General features: G+C 65.8%; 17 protein-coding genes and 1 tRNA gene. 10 read left to right on the top strand and 8 right to left on the bottom strand.

Annotated elements, in window-relative coordinates; translation table 11 throughout:
* Positions 1–8 precede the first annotated feature (8 nt).
* Positions 9–359: an ATP-dependent Clp protease adapter ClpS gene (clpS, locus tag DX905_RS04655; protein WP_116090314.1), complete on the top strand. Its 351-nt coding sequence runs from the start codon at positions 9–11 to the stop codon at positions 357–359.
* A gap of 39 nt (positions 360–398) precedes the next feature.
* Here the strand turns inward: clpS and DX905_RS04650 are convergent, their stop codons facing one another.
* Complete coding sequence (locus DX905_RS04650) at positions 399–1133, bottom strand: Crp/Fnr family transcriptional regulator (protein ID WP_116090313.1); 735 nt, start codon at positions 1131–1133, stop codon at positions 399–401.
* A 157-nt stretch (positions 1134–1290) separates the two neighbouring features.
* Here DX905_RS04650 and murA point away from each other — a divergent pair, with 157 nt between their 5' ends.
* From murA to DX905_RS04625, 5 genes are all read left to right on the top strand, one after another.
* Positions 1291–2574: a UDP-N-acetylglucosamine 1-carboxyvinyltransferase gene (murA, locus tag DX905_RS04645; RefSeq protein ID WP_116090312.1), complete on the top strand. Its 1284-nt coding sequence runs from the start codon at positions 1291–1293 to the stop codon at positions 2572–2574.
* 95 nt (positions 2575–2669) lie between these two features.
* Complete coding sequence (locus DX905_RS04640; RefSeq protein ID WP_116090311.1) at positions 2670–3239, top strand: hypothetical protein; 570 nt, start codon at positions 2670–2672, stop codon at positions 3237–3239.
* A 95-nt stretch (positions 3240–3334) separates the two neighbouring features.
* The gene (locus DX905_RS04635) at positions 3335–3739 is read left to right on the top strand and encodes a host attachment family protein (RefSeq protein WP_116090310.1); all 405 of its coding nucleotides are present in this window, start codon (positions 3335–3337) and stop codon (positions 3737–3739) included.
* A gap of 97 nt (positions 3740–3836) precedes the next feature.
* Positions 3837–4034, top strand: a complete 198-nt coding sequence (locus DX905_RS04630) for a KTSC domain-containing protein (protein WP_116090309.1) — start codon at positions 3837–3839, stop codon at positions 4032–4034.
* 54 nt (positions 4035–4088) lie between these two features.
* The gene (locus tag DX905_RS04625) at positions 4089–5438 is read left to right on the top strand and encodes an FAD/NAD(P)-binding protein (RefSeq protein ID WP_116092329.1); all 1350 of its coding nucleotides are present in this window, start codon (positions 4089–4091) and stop codon (positions 5436–5438) included.
* Positions 5439–5603: 165 nt separating this feature from the next.
* Here the strand turns inward: DX905_RS04625 and DX905_RS04620 are convergent, their stop codons facing one another.
* A complete protein-coding gene (locus DX905_RS04620) occupies positions 5604–5822 on the bottom strand; it encodes a hypothetical protein (RefSeq protein WP_116090308.1) in 219 nt (72 codons plus the stop codon).
* A 147-nt stretch (positions 5823–5969) separates the two neighbouring features.
* Between DX905_RS04620 and DX905_RS16370 the strand changes: the two genes are divergently transcribed.
* Positions 5970–6479, top strand: a complete 510-nt coding sequence (locus DX905_RS16370; RefSeq protein WP_116090307.1) for a hypothetical protein — start codon at positions 5970–5972, stop codon at positions 6477–6479.
* Between the two features lie 79 nt (positions 6480–6558).
* Here DX905_RS16370 and DX905_RS04610 read toward each other — a convergent pair.
* Positions 6559–6633, bottom strand: a tRNA-Gly gene (locus DX905_RS04610).
* A gap of 200 nt (positions 6634–6833) precedes the next feature.
* On the opposite strand from DX905_RS04610, the gene DX905_RS04605 reads away from it, so the two are divergent.
* Together DX905_RS04605 and DX905_RS04600 are read left to right on the top strand one after the other, a co-directional pair.
* Positions 6834–7730: a tetratricopeptide repeat protein gene (locus DX905_RS04605; RefSeq protein ID WP_116090306.1), complete on the top strand. Its 897-nt coding sequence runs from the start codon at positions 6834–6836 to the stop codon at positions 7728–7730.
* Complete coding sequence (locus DX905_RS04600) at positions 7730–8362, top strand: LON peptidase substrate-binding domain-containing protein (protein WP_116090305.1); 633 nt, start codon at positions 7730–7732, stop codon at positions 8360–8362. Before DX905_RS04605 ends, DX905_RS04600 begins: the two co-directional genes overlap by 1 nt.
* 118 nt (positions 8363–8480) lie before the next feature.
* Here the strand turns inward: DX905_RS04600 and DX905_RS04595 are convergent, their stop codons facing one another.
* From DX905_RS04595 to polA, 4 genes are all read right to left on the bottom strand, one after another.
* On the bottom strand, positions 8481–9698 hold the full coding sequence (locus DX905_RS04595; RefSeq protein WP_240320717.1) for a UbiH/UbiF/VisC/COQ6 family ubiquinone biosynthesis hydroxylase: 1218 nt from the start codon (positions 9696–9698) through the stop codon (positions 8481–8483).
* A 140-nt stretch (positions 9699–9838) separates the two neighbouring features.
* The gene (locus DX905_RS04590) at positions 9839–11389 is read right to left on the bottom strand and encodes a lipopolysaccharide biosynthesis protein (RefSeq protein WP_116090303.1); all 1551 of its coding nucleotides are present in this window, start codon (positions 11387–11389) and stop codon (positions 9839–9841) included.
* On the bottom strand, positions 11386–12171 hold the full coding sequence (locus tag DX905_RS04585) for a hypothetical protein (protein ID WP_116090302.1): 786 nt from the start codon (positions 12169–12171) through the stop codon (positions 11386–11388). The genes DX905_RS04590 and DX905_RS04585 overlap by 4 nt, the downstream gene beginning before the upstream one ends.
* A complete protein-coding gene (gene polA, locus DX905_RS04580) occupies positions 12168–14915 on the bottom strand; it encodes a DNA polymerase I (protein ID WP_116090301.1) in 2748 nt (915 codons plus the stop codon). The genes DX905_RS04585 and polA overlap by 4 nt, the downstream gene beginning before the upstream one ends.
* Positions 14916–15017: 102 nt before the next feature.
* Here polA and DX905_RS04575 point away from each other — a divergent pair, with 102 nt between their 5' ends.
* Positions 15018–15824, top strand: a complete 807-nt coding sequence (locus DX905_RS04575; RefSeq protein WP_116090300.1) for a class I SAM-dependent methyltransferase — start codon at positions 15018–15020, stop codon at positions 15822–15824.
* Here DX905_RS04575 and DX905_RS04570 read toward each other — a convergent pair.
* On the bottom strand, positions 15811–16704 hold the full coding sequence (locus DX905_RS04570; protein ID WP_116090299.1) for an alpha/beta fold hydrolase: 894 nt from the start codon (positions 16702–16704) through the stop codon (positions 15811–15813). The genes DX905_RS04575 and DX905_RS04570 overlap by 14 nt on opposite strands.

Here is a 16704-nt window from a genome sequence, read left to right as displayed (position 1 = left end):
CTTCACGCATGATCCGCACTGATCCCATCACGATGGCCGCCAACAAGGACGGCGACGACGAAGGCACCGGCCTGGGTGTCGCGACGCGCACGCGCGCGCGCACCAAGCAGCCGTCGCTCTACAAGGTGCTGATGCTCAACGACGATTATACGCCGATGGAATTCGTCGTTTTGTGCCTGCAGCGCTTCTTCCGCATGGGGCTGGAGGATGCGACGCGCGTGATGCTCCATGTCCACCAGAAGGGCGTCGGCGTGTGCGGCGTCTTCACTTACGAGGTTGCCGAGACGAAGGTGTCGCAAGTCACCGACTTTGCGCGCCAGAATCAGCATCCGCTGCAATGCACGCTGGAAAAGGCCTGACCTAGCCCGCCACGCGGCGCCGCGCCGTTCCGCGAATGCCTATGGGTTGGCCCCCAACCAGGCGAGGTCGATTGCCTCGATCCGCTCATTATGGTTCGCGACGCGGGCCAGACGCCCCGGCTGCGGAATCCGCAACATGTTCCCCGAGCGCGCGATCAGCCCCTGTTCGGCCAGCACGCGCATGGTGCGGTTGACGTGAACAGCGGTCAGCCCGGTCAAGTCGCCAATCTCTTCCTGCGTCAGCGGCAGCGCGAAGCCTTCATCGACCGCAAGACCGGCAAAGCGCAGGCGGCTGGCGATCCACAGCAGTAGTGCGGCAACCCGCCCGCGTGCCGAGCCGCGGCCGAGCGAGATGAGCCGGTCGATCAGCGCGACCCGATCGACTTGCTGGACCGCGAATAGCAGCGCGCCAAGCCGTGGGCGCTCGGCGAACAAGGCGCCGAGCTTGCTGCGGTCGATCATACATATTTCGGCGTCGGTGAGCGCGGTTACCGCATCGGGCGCCTCGGTGAAAACAAGGCTGTCGAGGCCGAGCAGGTCGCCGCGGAAATGCAGGCGGACGATCTGGCGCCGGCCATCCTCAAGCAGGGCGGAAGAGAATAGCCAGCCGCTGCGGACGACGTAGATTTCGCCCGGCGGCCCATGGTCCGATCGAATGACCGCGCCCCGCCGATAGTGGCGAATGCCGGCAGCGAGGCCGTCCAGCGCCGCTTTTTCTTCTGCACTCAAATCTACGTAACGGCCGAGATGCTCAGCCAGGCAAGTTTCGCCCATCCGGTCTAACGTCCCCCCTGGTGGGGACCGTCTACTCCGCCGGCCGCGCACGTGACGCTAACACGCATCAAGCATTTCGCGGGGATGTAACGATTGCATTCAAAGCGGATGGATAGCAGCGGCTTGCGCGTCCGGGACGAGCCATTACAGCGACGCCATGGACAGGATCGTCATTCGCGGTGGCAACCGGCTCGAGGGCCGCGTGCCCATTTCAGGCGCCAAGAATGCGGCGCTCACCTTGCTGCCGTGCGCGCTGCTGACCGATCAGCCGCTGACGCTGACCAATCTGCCGCGGCTGGCCGATGTCGAGGGCTTCGGCCACCTCATGAACGAACTCGGCGTTTCGACGACCATGGCCGGCCAGCGCGGCAATTCGCCGGTGCGGGCGATGACGCTCAACGCCGACCATATCTCTTCGACAACCGCCCCTTATGAGATCGTGCGCAAGATGCGCGCGTCGATCCTGGTGCTGGGGCCGCTGCTCGCACGCGAGGGCGAGGCGACGGTTTCACTGCCCGGCGGCTGTGCGATCGGCAACCGGCCGATCGACCTCCATTTGAAGGCGCTCGAAGCGCTCGGCGCCGAGATTGAGCTGGCCGCGGGCTATGTCCGTGCCACGGCACCGGCGGGTGGGCTTAAGGGCGGGCATATCGTCTTCCCGATCGTGTCGGTCGGCGCCACCGAGAATGCGCTGATGGCGGCCGCGCTCGCCGACGGCGAAACGGTGATCGAAAATGCCGCGCGCGAGCCTGAAATCGCCGATCTCTGCAAATGCCTGGTGGCGATGGGATCGGAGATCTCCGGCATCGGCACCGAACGGCTGGTGGTGCAGGGCAAGAGCAGCCTGCACGGCGCCACCCATCGCGTGATGCCCGACCGGATCGAGGCGGGCAGCTATGCCTGTGCGGCCGGAATCACCGGCGGTGACCTCTTGCTGGAGGGCGCCGATGCGGAGGATATGGCGGCGATCATCGCCAGCCTGTCCGAGGCGGGCCTCGTCATCACCGAAGAGCCGGACGGCATCCGCGTTTCGGCCAACGGCCGGTTGTCGCCATTGACGCTTTCGACCGCGCCCTTTCCCGGCTTCCCGACCGACATGCAGGCGCAGTTCATGGCGATGCTGACGCTGGCGGAAGGCACGAGCGTGCTCACCGAGACGATCTTCGAGAACCGCTACATGCACGTGCCCGAGCTCATTCGCATGGGGGCCGACATCCAGGTCCATGGCCGCACCGCAATCGTCAAAGGCGTCGACAGGCTCGCCGGCGCGCCGGTGATGGCGACCGATCTGCGCGCGTCGATGAGCCTGGTGCTGGCGGGTCTGGCGGCGGAGGGGGAGACGCAGGTGCTGCGCGTCTATCATCTCGATCGCGGCTATGAGCGGCTTGAGGAAAAATTGTCCGCGGTCGGCGCCAATATTGAGCGCGACAGCGGCGGCTAAGTTGCTGAAACGGCCGCCGAAGCGGACCGGATTGAGGTTGACTGGTCAAGCGCAGCCGCAGACCTAGGCGACAAAGGTTAGGTGGAGTGATGGCTATGCGCAGCCGGTTGATCATTGGCGTGGCGGCGACGTTAGGCCTGGCGGGCGGGGCTTCGGCCGAATGTATCGTGTCCTCCGACGCCGGGGCGGCGGCAAGGCCGATCGACATGACCGTTCAGGCCGACGCGAGCATCGTTGCCTCGATGAGCCTGCTCCCCAAGCTGATGCACCTCGATTATGCGCACGAGGCCGCAAATCGGCCGTCTTGCGATTTGGGCTCCTTCACCGCCGGCACCTCCTCCTACGCGCTCTACGGCGAGGACAAAGCGGGCCGCGTGCGCAAGGCGATCCCTGCCAAGAAGGGCGATCCGATCGCCGAGATCATGCCCGTCACGGACATGGTGAAGATGATCGAAGCGTCCAAGCAGGGCAAACAGGCTCCGGTCGAGGGCTATCTGCTGGCCACCCTGACAAAGACCGACTTTACCGGGTGGCGCTATTATTCGGGCCTGCCCGATCCGGCAGCCCTGAAGCGCGATATGGCCGAAATGCTGGGCGGCGGAGCGACACCGATCTTCCGTAACGGTGCCGACGGCAAAACCGCGATCTTCGTCCCGAACAAGTAAAAGCTTGTTTGATCCGGCCTCGGGCGGCAATTCAGGATCATTACGGTCGAAGCGTGCGTTGGGTCGGTGGGGCAAGCTGCCCCCAAAGGAAAACCATGAAGCTTCCCAAGAACGCTATCGTCGCCGTCGCCGACGGCGAGATACTCGGCCTGTATCGCAATAGCGGCGAGGAGAATGCTCCTGCCCTCACGGCCATGCCGGATGCCGACGTTTCGACCTCCAACAAAGGGTCGGGCAATCGGCACCAGAGCAGTTCCGCTAATCCGAGCGATAGCCAGCAGGATGAAGATAGCTTTGCTGCCGGTATCGCTGCCCTTCTCAACAAGCGCGTGCTCGATGGTCAAATCGACGATCTGATCGTGATTGCGGCGCCCCGCACGCTGGGCGAGCTGCGCAAGCATTATCACAAGAGCCTGGAAGCGAAGCTGGTGGGTGAAATTTCCAAGGACCTTACGGGCCACAGCGTCGCCGACATCGAAAAGGCGGTCGCCGCGGCCTAAAATCGCCCCGGTTTTGTCACGGCCGTTGCGCGGAGGTTTCTTGAGCGCAACGGCGCGTGTCGAAGGATCGTCGTGAAACCATGCGCGTTCCTGGGGCATGCCGTCGTCCGTCATCCGGAAGTTCGAATATGACCCCGCCGAGGCAAAGCTCGCGGTCACGTTCGTTACCGGCAGGCGCTATGCCTATCTTGGGGTGCCCGAAGATGTCGTGAGCGATTTCCGCAAGGCATTTTCCAAGGGCGAATATTTCAACGCAGCGATCCGCGATCATTATCCGTTCGAACGGATGCGTTAGCGTCCCTGCCTGTTGCTCGCTATCGGGTCCGATCAACCGGCGGAGCCCTGCGATTTGACGACCGATCATGTGGCCATCATCGGCGGCGGCTTTTCCGGCGCGTTGCAGGCGATCAACCTGCTGCGCCATCAGGGGCCGCGCGCGACCTTGATCGAGCGCCGCGGCGTGGCGGGGCGGGGGGTCGCTTATTCTGCGGCGCATCCCGACCACCTGCTCAACGTGCGCACCGGCAATATGAGCGCGCTGCCGCAGGATCCGGGCCATTTCGAACGTTGGCTTGAACGGCGCCATCCCGGCCTGGTCGGCGGCTTCGCGCCGCGCTTGATCTATGGCGACTATCTTGCGGAATTGCTGGCGCAAGCACGCGCGCTGGCGCCCGACCGGCTGCGGGTGGTGCAGGGCGAGGCAGTCGATCTCGTCGCCGTGGGGGAGGGGTGGCAGATCGCACTGGCCGACGGTGCGCGGATCGAGGCCGATGCGGTAGTGCTCGCGCCGGGCAACCTGCCACCCCATATACCAGGCGGCATCGACGCCGCGGCGCTGCCCGCTGACGCATTCGTGGCCGAGCCCTGGGGCGGCGACATCGCCGCCGGATTGTCCGCCGATGACGTCGTGCTCGTGATCGGCAGCGGGCTGACTATGATCGATATCGCCTTGTTGCTGGATGCGCGGGGCTTTGCGGGCCGGATCGTCGCTTTGTCGCGGCGCGGCCTCAGCCCGCGCGCGCATGCCGCCGTGGCGCCTTCGACGCTGGACATGCGTCCGCCGCCGAACGCCGTGGCTTTGTTGCGGCACATGCGGGTGCGCTCCCGAGCGGTCGGCTGGCGCGCGGCGGTCGATGAGGTCCGCCCCTATACCGAAGGCTTGTGGATCGCGGCGGATATGGCCGAGCGCCGCCGCTTTCTGCGCCATCTGCGGGCCTGGTGGGACGTTCACCGCCACCGCATTGCACCGCAGGTGGCTGAGAGGATTGCCTCGATGCGCGCGGCGGGGCGGCTCGAAATCGTTGCCGGCAAGCTGGCCGAGGTGGCGGCATCGGGCAATGGCCTGCGCGTCCGCTATCGCCCGCGCGGTCAGGATGCGCTGGAAACGCTCACGGTACGTCGCATCATCAATGCGAGCGGTCCGCAGGGCGACTTGCTCCGTAGCGAGGAGCCACTGCTGCGCCGGCTGATCGGGCGCGGCCTGATCCGCCCGGACCCGCTTCATCTGGGAATCGAGGTCACGCAGCAATCCGAGGTGATCGGCGCCGATGGGGCGCCGCGGCCGAATTTGCTCGCGGTCGGGCCGATGACGCGTGGGACATTCTGGGAAATCGTGGCGGTGCCGGACATCCGACGTCAGACGTGGGCGGTCGCGCGCAAGCTTTCCAACGCCCATTGGGTCGGCGGCGAGGGCCTGTAGCGGCCGCCGGATAAAAGAAGGCCCGATGGCTTGCGCCATCGGGCCGGAGGATCCGCCAGGGAGTCAACATGGCGTTGGTCCCGATATATTCCCTACTTTAGCTATAGGAAATAGAAAAGCTGCTTGCGCGGCCGATAGCTCAGCTTCGGCCGTCGCGGTGCCGGCTCAGCCGTTGGTCAGCGCGTCCGAGGTGTTGCTGCCGTTGTCGAGCGTGGCATCGACGGCATTGTCGGTGGCGCCGAGATCGGTGGCATTGAGATCGGTCGCGTTCAGATCGGCACTGGTGTCATTGACCGTGACGTTCGTATTCTCGGTCTTGCTGGTGCAAGCCGACAGGCCCAGTGCGGTAATGGCGATAAGCGGCAGAACGATAAGCTTCTTCATGGGTATTCCCTCCTGTTGGGGCGGGCAGGATAGCTACCCGATTCTCCCCCCGCAATCCCTATAGTGACGCTGGGATATTAGCGGCACCTCTTGCCAGCAAGGCGAACGAGGCCGAAACAGGCCTTCTCGCGGGCAAGGAGACCATCGGTGGCGAAGAAGGACAAGGCGGCGCGGCTGCCGAAGAAGGTCGGCGGCGTGAAGCTGCCCAAGCAATTCCGCAAGTCGGCGGGTGTTGTGGCCGAGCTCGCCCAGAACCCGATCGCGCGGGAGGTCGTGTCGGCCGCGCTTGTGGCTGGAGCAGCCGCGCTCGCCAAGCGCAGGATCAGCGGCACGCCCGCATCTGCCAATGCGAGAAAGCCGGGCGGCGAACTCGACAGCCTGGTTGCCCAAGGCAAGGACATCGGCAACATGTTCGCGCAGGGCGTAAGTGCGTTTTTCGGCGAGCTGCTGAAACCTGCGGAAAAGGCGCCGGCTCCGTCAGATCCGGCGTCGGCCAAGCCCGCTGCTTCCAAGGGCGGCGTCGCGCGTTCGGCCGCCCGGCCCGCGGGTGCCAAGCCAGTCGCGGCGAAGACTGCGGCCGCGAAGCCTGCAGCCGGAAAATCCGGAGCGGCGAAGCGCACGGTGCGCGCGAAGCCCCGGCCCAAGCCCGCATCCTGACTGGCCGCGCAGAGGCATCAACGATCGGAATTGTCATGGCCGCCGGCCGCTGGGAAAACCCAGATCGACCCATGAGAACTGGAGCGGGCGAAGGGATTCGAACCCTCGACCCCGACCTTGGCAAGGTCGTGCTCTACCCCTGAGCTACGCCCGCTCGCGTGCATCCGGGGAAGAGACCCCGGGGGTGAGGGGCGGCTGTTAGCAACCGTTTTGCGGTGCCGCAACCCCCAAGCGCCATTGGCCGTCGCGCTTTCCTGCCGCCATGACGATGCGGCTTTCGGGCTTGTGCGACTGCGCGAAGGGCCCACATAAGCCTGCGATCAATCTGGAGATACACACTTGGCGACGTTGGGAATGAGCGCGGCGGAGCGCGAGGCGATCGAGGCATTCAAGCGCGACGTGATCGAGCCGTCGATGGATGCGCTCGTCATCCTCGATTTCTGGGCGGAATGGTGCGGGCCGTGCAAGCAGCTGACGCCGGTCCTGGAAAAGGTCGCGGCCACTTATGCGGGCAAGGGCGTCAAGCTCGTCAAGATCAACGTCGACGAGCAGAAGATGATCGCGGCGCAATTTCGCGTTCAATCCATCCCGACCGTCTACGCCATTTTCCAGGGCCAGCTGGTCGCCGACCTGACCCCGGCACGGACCGAGAGCCAGGTCAGCAAGATGCTGGACGATATATTGCGCCAGCTTCCGATCCGCGGTGCCGACGATGCGGCCCACCAGGACATCGCCCCGCTGATCGCGATGGGCGAGGAGGTGCTGGAGGCGGGAGATGCCGAGCGCGCGGTGTCGATCTTTGCCCAGCTCGTTGAAATGGCGCCGGAGGATTTGCAGGTGATTGCCGGCCACGCGCGCGCCTTGCTCGCAGCCGGCCGCAAGAACGAGGCGCGCGCGGTGCTGGAAGCGGTGCCCGACGACAAGGCCAGGGACGCCGGCATTGCGCGGGCCAAAGCGGCGCTGGCCTTGGCCGACGAAGCAGGGCCGGTCGACGATCTTGCCGGGCTCAAGGCCAGGGTTGCGGCCGATCCCGACGATCAGGACGCGCGCTACGAACTTGCCGGCGGGCTGATGGCGAGCGGCGACCGCGATGGCGCGGCGGAGCTGCTGCTCGGCTCGATCGAACGCGATCGCGAATGGAATGAGAGCGCCGCGCGCAAGCGATTGTTGACCCTGTTCGAGGCTACGGGGCTTGAGGATCCATGGGTTGCAGCCGCGCGGCGCAAGCTCTCCGCGGTTCTGTTCGGCTGATGCTCAAGACTGGCACCCGCCTTTCGATTTTTCCGCTCAGCGGCGCGCTGCTGCTGCCGGGGGCCTATCTGCCGTTGCACATCTTCGAGCCGCGCTATCGTGCGCTGGTCAGCGACGCGCTGGCCCGCGACCGGCAGATCGCAATGATCCAGCCGCTGCCGGGCGAGAGCGAGGAGCATCCCGCCTTGTTCGACGTGGGGTGCGTCGGCAAGATCGGCCATGTCGAGGCGCTGCCCGACGGCCGCTTCAACCTGATCCTCGAAGGGCAGTCGCGGTTTCGGCTGTTGCGCGAGCTGGATGTCACCACACCCTTTCGCCAGATCCAGGCCGATCTCGAAAGCTTCGGCGAAGATGCCGGCGACGAGCTGGTGCTGGCGAGCGCGGCCCGCGCGGGGATCGAGCAGGAAGCGCGGCGCTTTGCCGAGGCCAAGGGCTATAACATCGACTGGGATCAGGTGGCGCGGCTGGACGACCAATCGCTCGTCAACGGGCTGGCGCAGGTGATTCCGTTCGACGTCGCCGCCAAGCAGGCGTTGCTGGAGGCGGCCAATCTGGAAGTGCGCGCCGACCTGCTGGCGGAGTTGCTGCGCTTCTCCGCCGCGGGCGACGGCGACGGGATCACATTGCAATAACTGTACTTACCCGCTCATCCTGAGTAGCCACTGAGCTTGTCGAAGTGGCGTATCGAAGGATCCTTCAAGACGAGGCTTCGGCAAGCTCAGCCTCTCTTCAGGATGAGCGGGTAATGGGCTAAACTTCCAACCCCTGCAGCAATTTCGGCAGGGCACCGGATTCGCCGCGCGCTTCGGCCATGAAGGCGCGTTTGAGCGGGGGGATGCGTCCCACCATGTCGAGCCCGAAGCGCCGTATCGCACGCGGAGCCTTGCCAGGCAGGCCGAACAGGCGGGTGAGGCCGTCGGTCGTGGCAGCGACGAGGAAGCTGTCGAGCGCGCGCCAGCGCTCGTAACGCGCCAGCAATTGCGCGTCGCCGAGATCGAGCCCCAGCCTGGCACCTTCGACCAGCACCTCGGCGAGTGCCGCGACATCGCGGAAGCCAAGGTTGAGGCCCTGGCCCGCAATCGGGTGGATGCCATGCGCGGCATCCCCGATCAGCGCGAGCCGCTCGGCGGTGATGCGCGCGGTATGGTGGAAGCCGAGCGGATAGGAAGAACGCGGGCTGACCGAACGCAGCGGCCCCAGCATGCCGCCCATCCGTTTTTCCGCCTCGGCGAGGAAAGCGCGATCGGGCAGGCCGAGCATGGCCGCGCCATGCTCGGCGGCCACCGTCCACACGATCGCCGAGCGCGGACCCTCCTGATCGTCCAGCATCGGCAGCAAGGCGAACGGGCCGCTCGGATAGAAGATTTCATGGGCGATCCCGGTGTGCGGCCGGGCATGGCCGAGCGTGGCGATGATCGCGGTGTGATCATAGCTCCAGCGCGCGACCTTGATCCCGGCGGCGGCGCGCGTCGGCGAATTGCGCCCCTCGGCGCCGATCAGCAGCGCCGCGGTGAAGACGCGGCCGTCGTCGATCGTGACGCGTGCCGACACCGCATCGCGCTCGACCGTCGCCGGCCGGGCAGGCATCAGTAAGTTGATGTTGGCGACTTCGGACGCCGCGGCATGCAAGGTCCGCCGCAGCAGCCGGTTCTCGTACATCACACCCAGCGGGCCTGACGCCGGATCGGCGTCGAAGAGCAGGGCGCGGGGCGTGAGGCCGTCGCTGACCTTGATGCTGTGGATCGGGCATCCCTGACCGGCGAGGCGCGCACCAATGCCGATCGCATCCAACATATGGTGACTGGCGCTTGCCACGGCGGAGGCGCGCCCGTCGAAGCCGCGCGCGAGCACGTCCGCAGGCTCGGCCGGATCGATCACGACGCTGGACAGGCCATGCGCGTCAAGCGCGAGCGCGAGCGTCAGGCCGACTAAGCCGCCGCCGAGGATGATGATATCTGCGTTATGCACTGCATCCTTCCCGCTCATCCTGAGGAGAGGCTGAGCTTGCCGAAGCCTCGTCTCGAGGGAGCGTCCTTCGATACGGCACTTCGTCTGGCTTACTGCCTACTCAGGATGAGCGGGTCTGGCTAGGTAACAGGCGGGTTTGGCTAGGTCGCCGCCGCCTCGTGGCTGCGGAAAAGGGCGCGGTCGTCCTGGTTGAAACCCTTGAACCAGATGATCGCGCCGAATGTGCCAAGGATCAAAGGTACGCCGACCACCAGCTCGAACCACTCGAAACTGTGCGGCAGGCGGGTCACGCCCCAGCCGAGCGTGCCCGCGATCAGCGCGGCCCAGATCAGCGACCAGCGCCAGCCGTTGACGCGTGCGCCGAGCATCCGGCGCAGCAGCAAGGCCTTGGCGATCGCAGCCAGGCCAAGCCCGACCATCAGCGCGATTGCCGGGCCGGCGGCGGCGATCGCGTCCTCGCGCGGGTCGGGCCGGGGCTTGACCCAGCCGGCGTCCGCCAGGGCAGGGAGAAGCGCCCGTAGCAGGTAGACGAAGGCGACCGACAAAGCCGCCTGGAGCACGATCATGGCGACCGATATGGCAAGGTTACGCCAAGGCGCGACGTAGATCAGAGCCGCTTCGCTCACAACTGCGGTCGCGGCGATCGCCTCCGCGGCCAGCAGGACGGCGAGCGCTCCCGTGCCGCCGACGAAGCTCGGCCCGACCAGACCCATCACGGCCTTGCCGGGGATCGACAGCGCCAGCGCGATGCCGATTTGGGCGGCGATGATCCAGAAGCCGACCTGGCGGACCTGCTTGGCGACGGCCTTCTTATTATCTTCGGCCAGATTCTGGGTGATGACCGGCCCCAGGATCGGATCGAAGCTGGTCTTGAGCTTTTGCGGCAGGCTCGCGACCTGTTGCGCCACATAATAGATGCCGACGATCGCGGGCGCGAAGAACAGGCCGAGCATGGCGATATCGAGCCGGCGCGAGCCCCATTCGATCGCGTCCGCGCCCGCCAGCGGCAGATTCTTGAGCGCGGTGCGCGACAATTGGATCGGCTCGGGCCGCCAGCCGCGCGGGCGGCCATAGGTCCGGAGCAACGGGTAAAGCGAGGCGGCGAACGCCGCCGCGGCCGAGATGGCATAGGCCATGATCAATCCGTCGCGCAGCGAATACCAGGCAAGGCCGAAGGCGGCGATGCTGATCACCCATGGCTCGATCAGCGAGCGTGCCTTCAGGGTCGCGCCGATATCGCCGCGATAGGCGAGCGCGGCGAGTGCGATGTCCGATCCCGCCCAGCCGAAGATGGTCAGCGGCAACAGATAGTCGCGGTGGTTGATCTCGCTATTGGGGAACATCAGTTGCGGCATCGCCATCAGCACGCCGGCGGCAATGACCGACGCGATCATGCCGACCAGCAGTCCGTCCCACACGACCGAGCTCGGATCGCGTTTGGTGTTGGCAAGCTGCTGCGCGAGCCCGCGCTTAAGCCCCATGGTCGCGAGCTGGCCGGCAAATTCGACGATGATCGTGGCATAGGCAAAACGGCCGAGCGCGTCGGCGCCGTACCAGCGCCCGGCGATGAACAGGAACGGCAGACGTGCCGCCAGGCGCAGCAGGAAACCCAAGAAATTAGTCCGCCCGCCCTTGGCCAGCGTCTCGATATCGCCCGGACCCGTTGCGTCGATCGCCTTCGCGCCGCTCACCGCGAAGCGAGCCCGCTCGAAAGCTTGACGAGCGGTATCGAGAAGGCCGTCGCATCGATCGAAGAAGCGTCGGTTGCCAATTCTTCCCGCACGAACGTTCCACGGCCGTCCGTCCGGTCGATCGCGACACAAACAAAGGCGCCCTTCACGCCGCACCGCCCCAGATCGACCCCGTTCATGCCCGGCAGGGGATCGGGAAGAAGCAGCTCCGTCTTGCGCGCGCAGAATTTCGCCGGCGAGGCTGCGTCGTCGCAGTCGATGCGCGCCGCCCCGCGTGCCGCACGATCGAGCGCGGCGACGGCGAAATGCACTTCGGCCGGCGACGGGTCCGTGCCGGTCTGGTTGCGCACCTCGAAATATCCCGATGTTTCCACTGGGAGCAGATGGTCGGCGGGGCAGGCCTGCGCGGCACCCGCCGGGGTTCGCCTGAAATAAAGTCCGTCCACCCGCTCCGTTTTCGAGGTGCGATGGTCAAAGACCATCGTGATCACGCGCAATGAGCATAATTCGGCAAAAGCCGTGCGGCGCGGCGCCTCTGCAAACTCGATCATGTCCGTCAGCTGGGCACGGCCTGGGGTGGGGTCGGCGAATAAGGCCGGGCGCGCGGCGACGATCTTCGGCCGGCTCTTGCCGAGAACCAGATCCGCGAGCGCGGCTGGAGGCATAGTCTGCGCCTGCGCGATCGGAATGCGCATCGCCGTCCGCGCGACGGCGGGCGACCAAGCCGCGCCGGATAATGCCGCGATCAGGCACGCGGCCCAAACTGCGCGGACGCGGCTCAATGCGCGTCGCCCCAGCTGCGGCCGGTGCCGATCTCGATGCCGAGCGGCACCGACAAGGTGACGTGCGGCCCGGCGGCGTCGGCCATGACGCGTTCGATCACCGGCTTGGCCGCCGCGACATCCTCCTCGGGCAGTTCGAATACCAGTTCGTCATGAACCTGGAGCAGCATGCGCACATGGCCCAAGCCTGCCGCCTCCAAGGCCGGGTCCATGCGCACCATCGCCCGCTTGATGATGTCGGCGCTAGTACCCTGGATCGGGGCGTTGATCGCCTGGCGTTCGGCGCTCTGGCGCTCGCCGACGGTCTTGCCCTTGATGCCCGGGAGGTGGGTCTTGCGCCCGAACAGGGTGGTGACGAACCCTTTCTCGCGCAGCTGGTTGATGGTCTCGGCCATGTAATTTTTCACTCCCGGGAAACGCTCGAAATAGCGGTCGATGATCGCCTGCGCCTCGGCGCGGTCGACCCCTAGCCGCCCAGCAAGGCCCCATGAGGAGATGCCGTAGAGGATGGCGAAGTTGATCGTCTTGGCTTTGCCGCGCGTGTCGCGGTCGACCACGCCGAACAATTCCTCGGCGGTCAGGCTATGTATGTCCTGCCCCTGTGCGAACGCCTCGCGCAATTGCGGCACGTCGGCCATGTGCGCCGCCAGGCGAAGCTCGATCTGCGAATAATCGGCCGCGAGCAGGACGTGGCTCGGAGGTGCGACGAAAGCGTGGCGGATGCGCCGACCATGCTCGCTGCGGATCGGGATGTTCTGGAGGTTGGGATCGGTCGAGGACAGGCGCCCGGTCTGGGCGATGGCAAGGCTGAAGCAGGTGTGGACGCGGTCGGTGGCGGGGTTGATCTGCTGCTGCAGCGCATCGGTATAGGTTGACTTGAGCTTGGATAGCTGGCGCCAGTCGAGCACCAGCCGGGCGACCTCGACGCCGTCGGCGGCAAGCCGTTCGAGTTCGTTCACGTCGGTCGAGTAGACGCCGGTCTTGCCCTTGCGGCCGCCGGCCAGGCCGAGCCGGTCGAACAGGACCTCGCCCAATTGCTTGGGGCTGCCGATCGTGAACGGACCGCCCGCGGCTTCGTGAACCTTCGCTTCGAGCCGGATAATCTCCTCGCCGAACTCGGTCGAGAGGCGATGCAGCTCGCCGCGATCGACCAGGATGCCGGCGCGCTCCATCTCCGCCACCACCGGGACGAGCGGGCGATCGACCAATTCGTAGACGCGATTGGCCTGCTCCGGCACCAGCCGCGGCTTGAGCCGGTGCCACAGTCGCAGGGTGACGTCGGCATCCTCGGCGGCATATTCCGTCGCCCGGTCGAGCGGCACGAGATCGAAGCTGACTTGGTTCTTACCGCTGCCGCACACATCCTTGAACTCGATGCAGGCATGATCGAGGTGACGTTTGGCAAGATCGCTCATGCCGTGGCTACCGAGCCCCGCGTCGAGATCGTAGGACAGCAGCATCGTGTCGTCATAGGGCGTGACGTCGATGCCGCTGCGGCGGAACATGATCAGGTCATATTTGAGGTTCTGCCCGATCTTGAGGATTGCCGGGTCCTCCAGCAATGGCTTGAGCCTGGCCAGCACCAGCGGATGGGGCAATTGCTCCGGCCGTTCGGTCCACAGATCCTCGCCGGCGCGGCCATGGCCAACCGGGATATAGCAGGCCTTGCCGGGGGCGGTGGCGAGGCTGACCCCGACCAGATTGGCGCGGATGCAATCGATATGGTCGGTCTCGGTATCTATCGCGACGACGCCGGCCGCATAAGCCTGTGCGATCCAGCGATCGAGATCGGGCTCGGTCGTGACCGTCTCATAATCCGTGTGGACGAACGGGACCGCGTCCGCGACCCGCGCAGGCAGCGCCGCGCTGGCTTCGTCGCCGCCCAATTTCATCAGCAGCGAGCGGAAGCCTTGGTGGGTCAGGAATTCCTGCAGTGGCGCCTTGGGCAGGCCCTTGAGGATCAAATCGTCCAACGGCTGCGGCAGCGCGCGATCGCACACCAGCCGCACCAGCTCGCGGCTGAGGCGGGCCGCGTCGGCATGTTCGATCAGGCTCTGGCTGAGCTTGGGCTTCTTGATGTCGGGCGCGGCGGCAAGCACGCCTTCGAGATCGCCGTAAGTGCGGATCAGCTCGCTCGCGGTCTTGGGGCCGACGCCGGGAACGCCGGGGACATTGTCGACGCTGTCGCCCATCAGCGCGAGCACGTCGCCCAATTGCTCGGGCTCGACTCCGAACTTCTCCAGCACATGCTCGCGGCCGAGCCGGCGATTGTTCATCGTATCGAACAGATCGAGCCGGCCGGGCTCGATCAGCTGCATCAGATCCTTGTCGGAGCTGACGATGGTGACTTTCCAATCCTCCGCCAGCGCCGCCTTGGCGTAGCAGGCGATGATGTCGTCCGCCTCGAGCCCTTCCTCCTCGATGCAGGGCAGCGAGAAGGCGCGCGTGGCGTCGCGGATCATCGGGAATTGGGGAACCAGATCCTCAGGCGGGGGCGGACGGTGCGCCTTGTACTTATCGTACATGTCGTTGCGGAACGTCTTGGACGACGCGTCGAAGATCACCGCCATGTGGGTCGGGCCATCGGCGGCGTGCAGGTCTTCGACCAGCTTCCACATCATGGTGGTGAAGCCATAGACCGCGCCCGCGGGCTGGCCATGCTTGTTGGTGAGCGGCGGAAGCCGATGATAAGCCCGGAAAATATAACCGGAGCCGTCGACGAGATAGAGATGATTGGAAGGCATGCGGCGCCGTTCTAGCAGCCTGCAGGGGCGTGCACAGCCTCCCTTTCACGAAACGTCCGTATCGGGCACAAGGCCGCTGACAATAAGATAAGGATGCCGTGCATGCGAACCGCCAGCTTTGCTACATTGATCGCGTCGGTGGTACTTACTGCCCCGGCCTATGCCGCGCCTGGCGCCGCAATCCAGGCCGCCATTGCCAATCCGGCCCGGCAGGACGCAGAGCGCCTGCGCGATCGCTATCGGCACCCGGCCGAGACGCTCGATTTCTTTGGCGTGGCGCCGGGCCAGACGCTGATCGAATATTCCCCCGGTGGCGGCTGGTATACGCGCATCCTGATGCCGCTGCTGGCCGGCAACGGCCGTTATGTCGCTGTAGTGTCGAACGATCCGCGCTCGACCGAGAATGCGCGCAAGCTGGTCGCCGGCCTGCCGGGTGGGGCCGCGGCGTTCGTGACGACGTTCGATCCTGCCACCGCGACCATGGCCGCTCCCAATAGCGCGGATCGCGTGCTGACCTTCCGGAACGTCCACAATCTGCTGATGGCGGAGGATGGCGGGGACAAGGACGGCAAGGTCGCGCTCGCCTTTTTCCGAGCCGCTTACAAGGCGCTCAAACCCGGCGGCGTGCTCGGGGTCGTCGATCACCGCCTGCCGGAAGGAGCGACGGCGCGACGCGAGGAGACAAGCGGATACGTCAAAAAGTCGACGGTGGTACGCCTTGCCACCGCCGCGGGCTTCAGGCTGGATGGCGAAAGCGAGATCAACGCTAATCCCAAGGACACGACCGATTGGCCGAAGGGTGTGTGGACGCTGCCGCCGTCTTTGCAGCTGGGGGAGCAGGATCGAGCCAAATATCTGGCGATCGGCGAAAGCGATCGCATGACCTTGCGGTTCGTCAAACCTCGGTAAGCGTGGTCGAGGAATAAAGCGCGATCAGGCGCGAGGCGACCTCCTGCGGCGCCTCGCGCGTCGGGAAATGGCCGACGCCGGGCAGGACGATCCGCTCGAACGGCCCGGTGAATTTGGCGGCGATATTCGCGCTGACGGACGGCGGGTCCACGCCGTCGGCTTCACCCTGGATATACAGGAAGGGCAGGGTCAAAGTCTTCGCCTTCCTGACATTCTCCTCGAGCCATTCGCTGCGCGGGTCGACCGCGGTCTCTCCCCAGCGGGCGCGGTAGGAATGGATCGTAATCTCCGCCCAATCGGGATTTTCGAAGGATTGCGCGACGCGATCGAACAATGCGTCATCGAACCAGCCTGCCGGTGACCAATTTTCCCACATGGTGCGGGCAAACCCCTTGGGATCCTCGCGCACTGCGTCTGCCCCGAGCTGCGTCGCCTGGAACCACTGATACCATAGCAGCCGCGCGTGCCAGAAGGGCGGCGTCGCCACGCCGCCGAGCCGGGGCGGCGATGACAGCATCGCCAGGCGCGCGACGCGGTTGGGCCAGCCGACCGCCAGCGCCTCGGCGACGTTCGAGCCCCAATCGTGACCGGCGACGAAGAAGCGCACGATCCCGAGTCGGTCCATCATGACCATCGTGTCGAGCGCGAGCACAGCGGCGTTCCCGGTGCGGGGCGTTTCGGGCGAGAGGAAGCGGGTATTGCCGAACCCGCGCAGGCTCGGCGCGATCGTGCGGAACCCCGCCTCGTTCAGCCGCTGGCCGACCGCGTCCCAGGTGCTCGCATCGTCGGGCCATCCGTGGAGCAGCAGCACCGCCGGCGCCTCCACAGGGCCTTCGTCGCGATAGTCGATTTCCAGCAGGTCGGTCTTGATCGTCGGCAT

Origin of the sequence: Sphingomonas crusticola (genome assembly GCF_003391115.1) — a bacterium.
Classification (GTDB): domain Bacteria; phylum Pseudomonadota; class Alphaproteobacteria; order Sphingomonadales; family Sphingomonadaceae; genus Sphingomonas_I; species Sphingomonas_I crusticola.
The sequence above is the reverse complement of the archived record's forward strand: the minus strand, read 5'-3'. Positions and strand labels throughout refer to the sequence as shown.

Bases quoted from the DNA above. Each gene is read 5' to 3' on its own strand.
- clpS (WP_116090314.1), top strand. From the start codon at position 9: ATGATCCGCACTGATCCCATCACGATGGCCGCCAACAAGGACGGCGAC.
- DX905_RS04650 (WP_116090313.1), bottom strand. From the start codon at position 1,133: ATGGGCGAAACTTGCCTGGCTGAGCATCTCGGCCGTTACGTAGATTTG.
- murA (WP_116090312.1), top strand. From the start codon at position 1,291: ATGGACAGGATCGTCATTCGCGGTGGCAACCGGCTCGAGGGCCGCGTG.
- DX905_RS04640 (WP_116090311.1), top strand. From the start codon at position 2,670: ATGCGCAGCCGGTTGATCATTGGCGTGGCGGCGACGTTAGGCCTGGCG.
- DX905_RS04635 (WP_116090310.1), top strand. From the start codon at position 3,335: ATGAAGCTTCCCAAGAACGCTATCGTCGCCGTCGCCGACGGCGAGATA.
- DX905_RS04630 (WP_116090309.1), top strand. From the start codon at position 3,837: ATGCCGTCGTCCGTCATCCGGAAGTTCGAATATGACCCCGCCGAGGCA.
- DX905_RS04620 (WP_116090308.1), bottom strand. From the start codon at position 5,822: ATGAAGAAGCTTATCGTTCTGCCGCTTATCGCCATTACCGCACTGGGC.
- DX905_RS04605 (WP_116090306.1), top strand. From the start codon at position 6,834: ATGAGCGCGGCGGAGCGCGAGGCGATCGAGGCATTCAAGCGCGACGTG.
- DX905_RS04600 (WP_116090305.1), top strand. From the start codon at position 7,730: ATGCTCAAGACTGGCACCCGCCTTTCGATTTTTCCGCTCAGCGGCGCG.
- polA (WP_116090301.1), bottom strand. From the start codon at position 14,915: ATGCCTTCCAATCATCTCTATCTCGTCGACGGCTCCGGTTATATTTTC.
- DX905_RS04575 (WP_116090300.1), top strand. From the start codon at position 15,018: ATGCGAACCGCCAGCTTTGCTACATTGATCGCGTCGGTGGTACTTACT.
- DX905_RS04570 (WP_116090299.1), bottom strand. From the start codon at position 16,704: ATGCCGACGATCAAGACCGACCTGCTGGAAATCGACTATCGCGACGAA.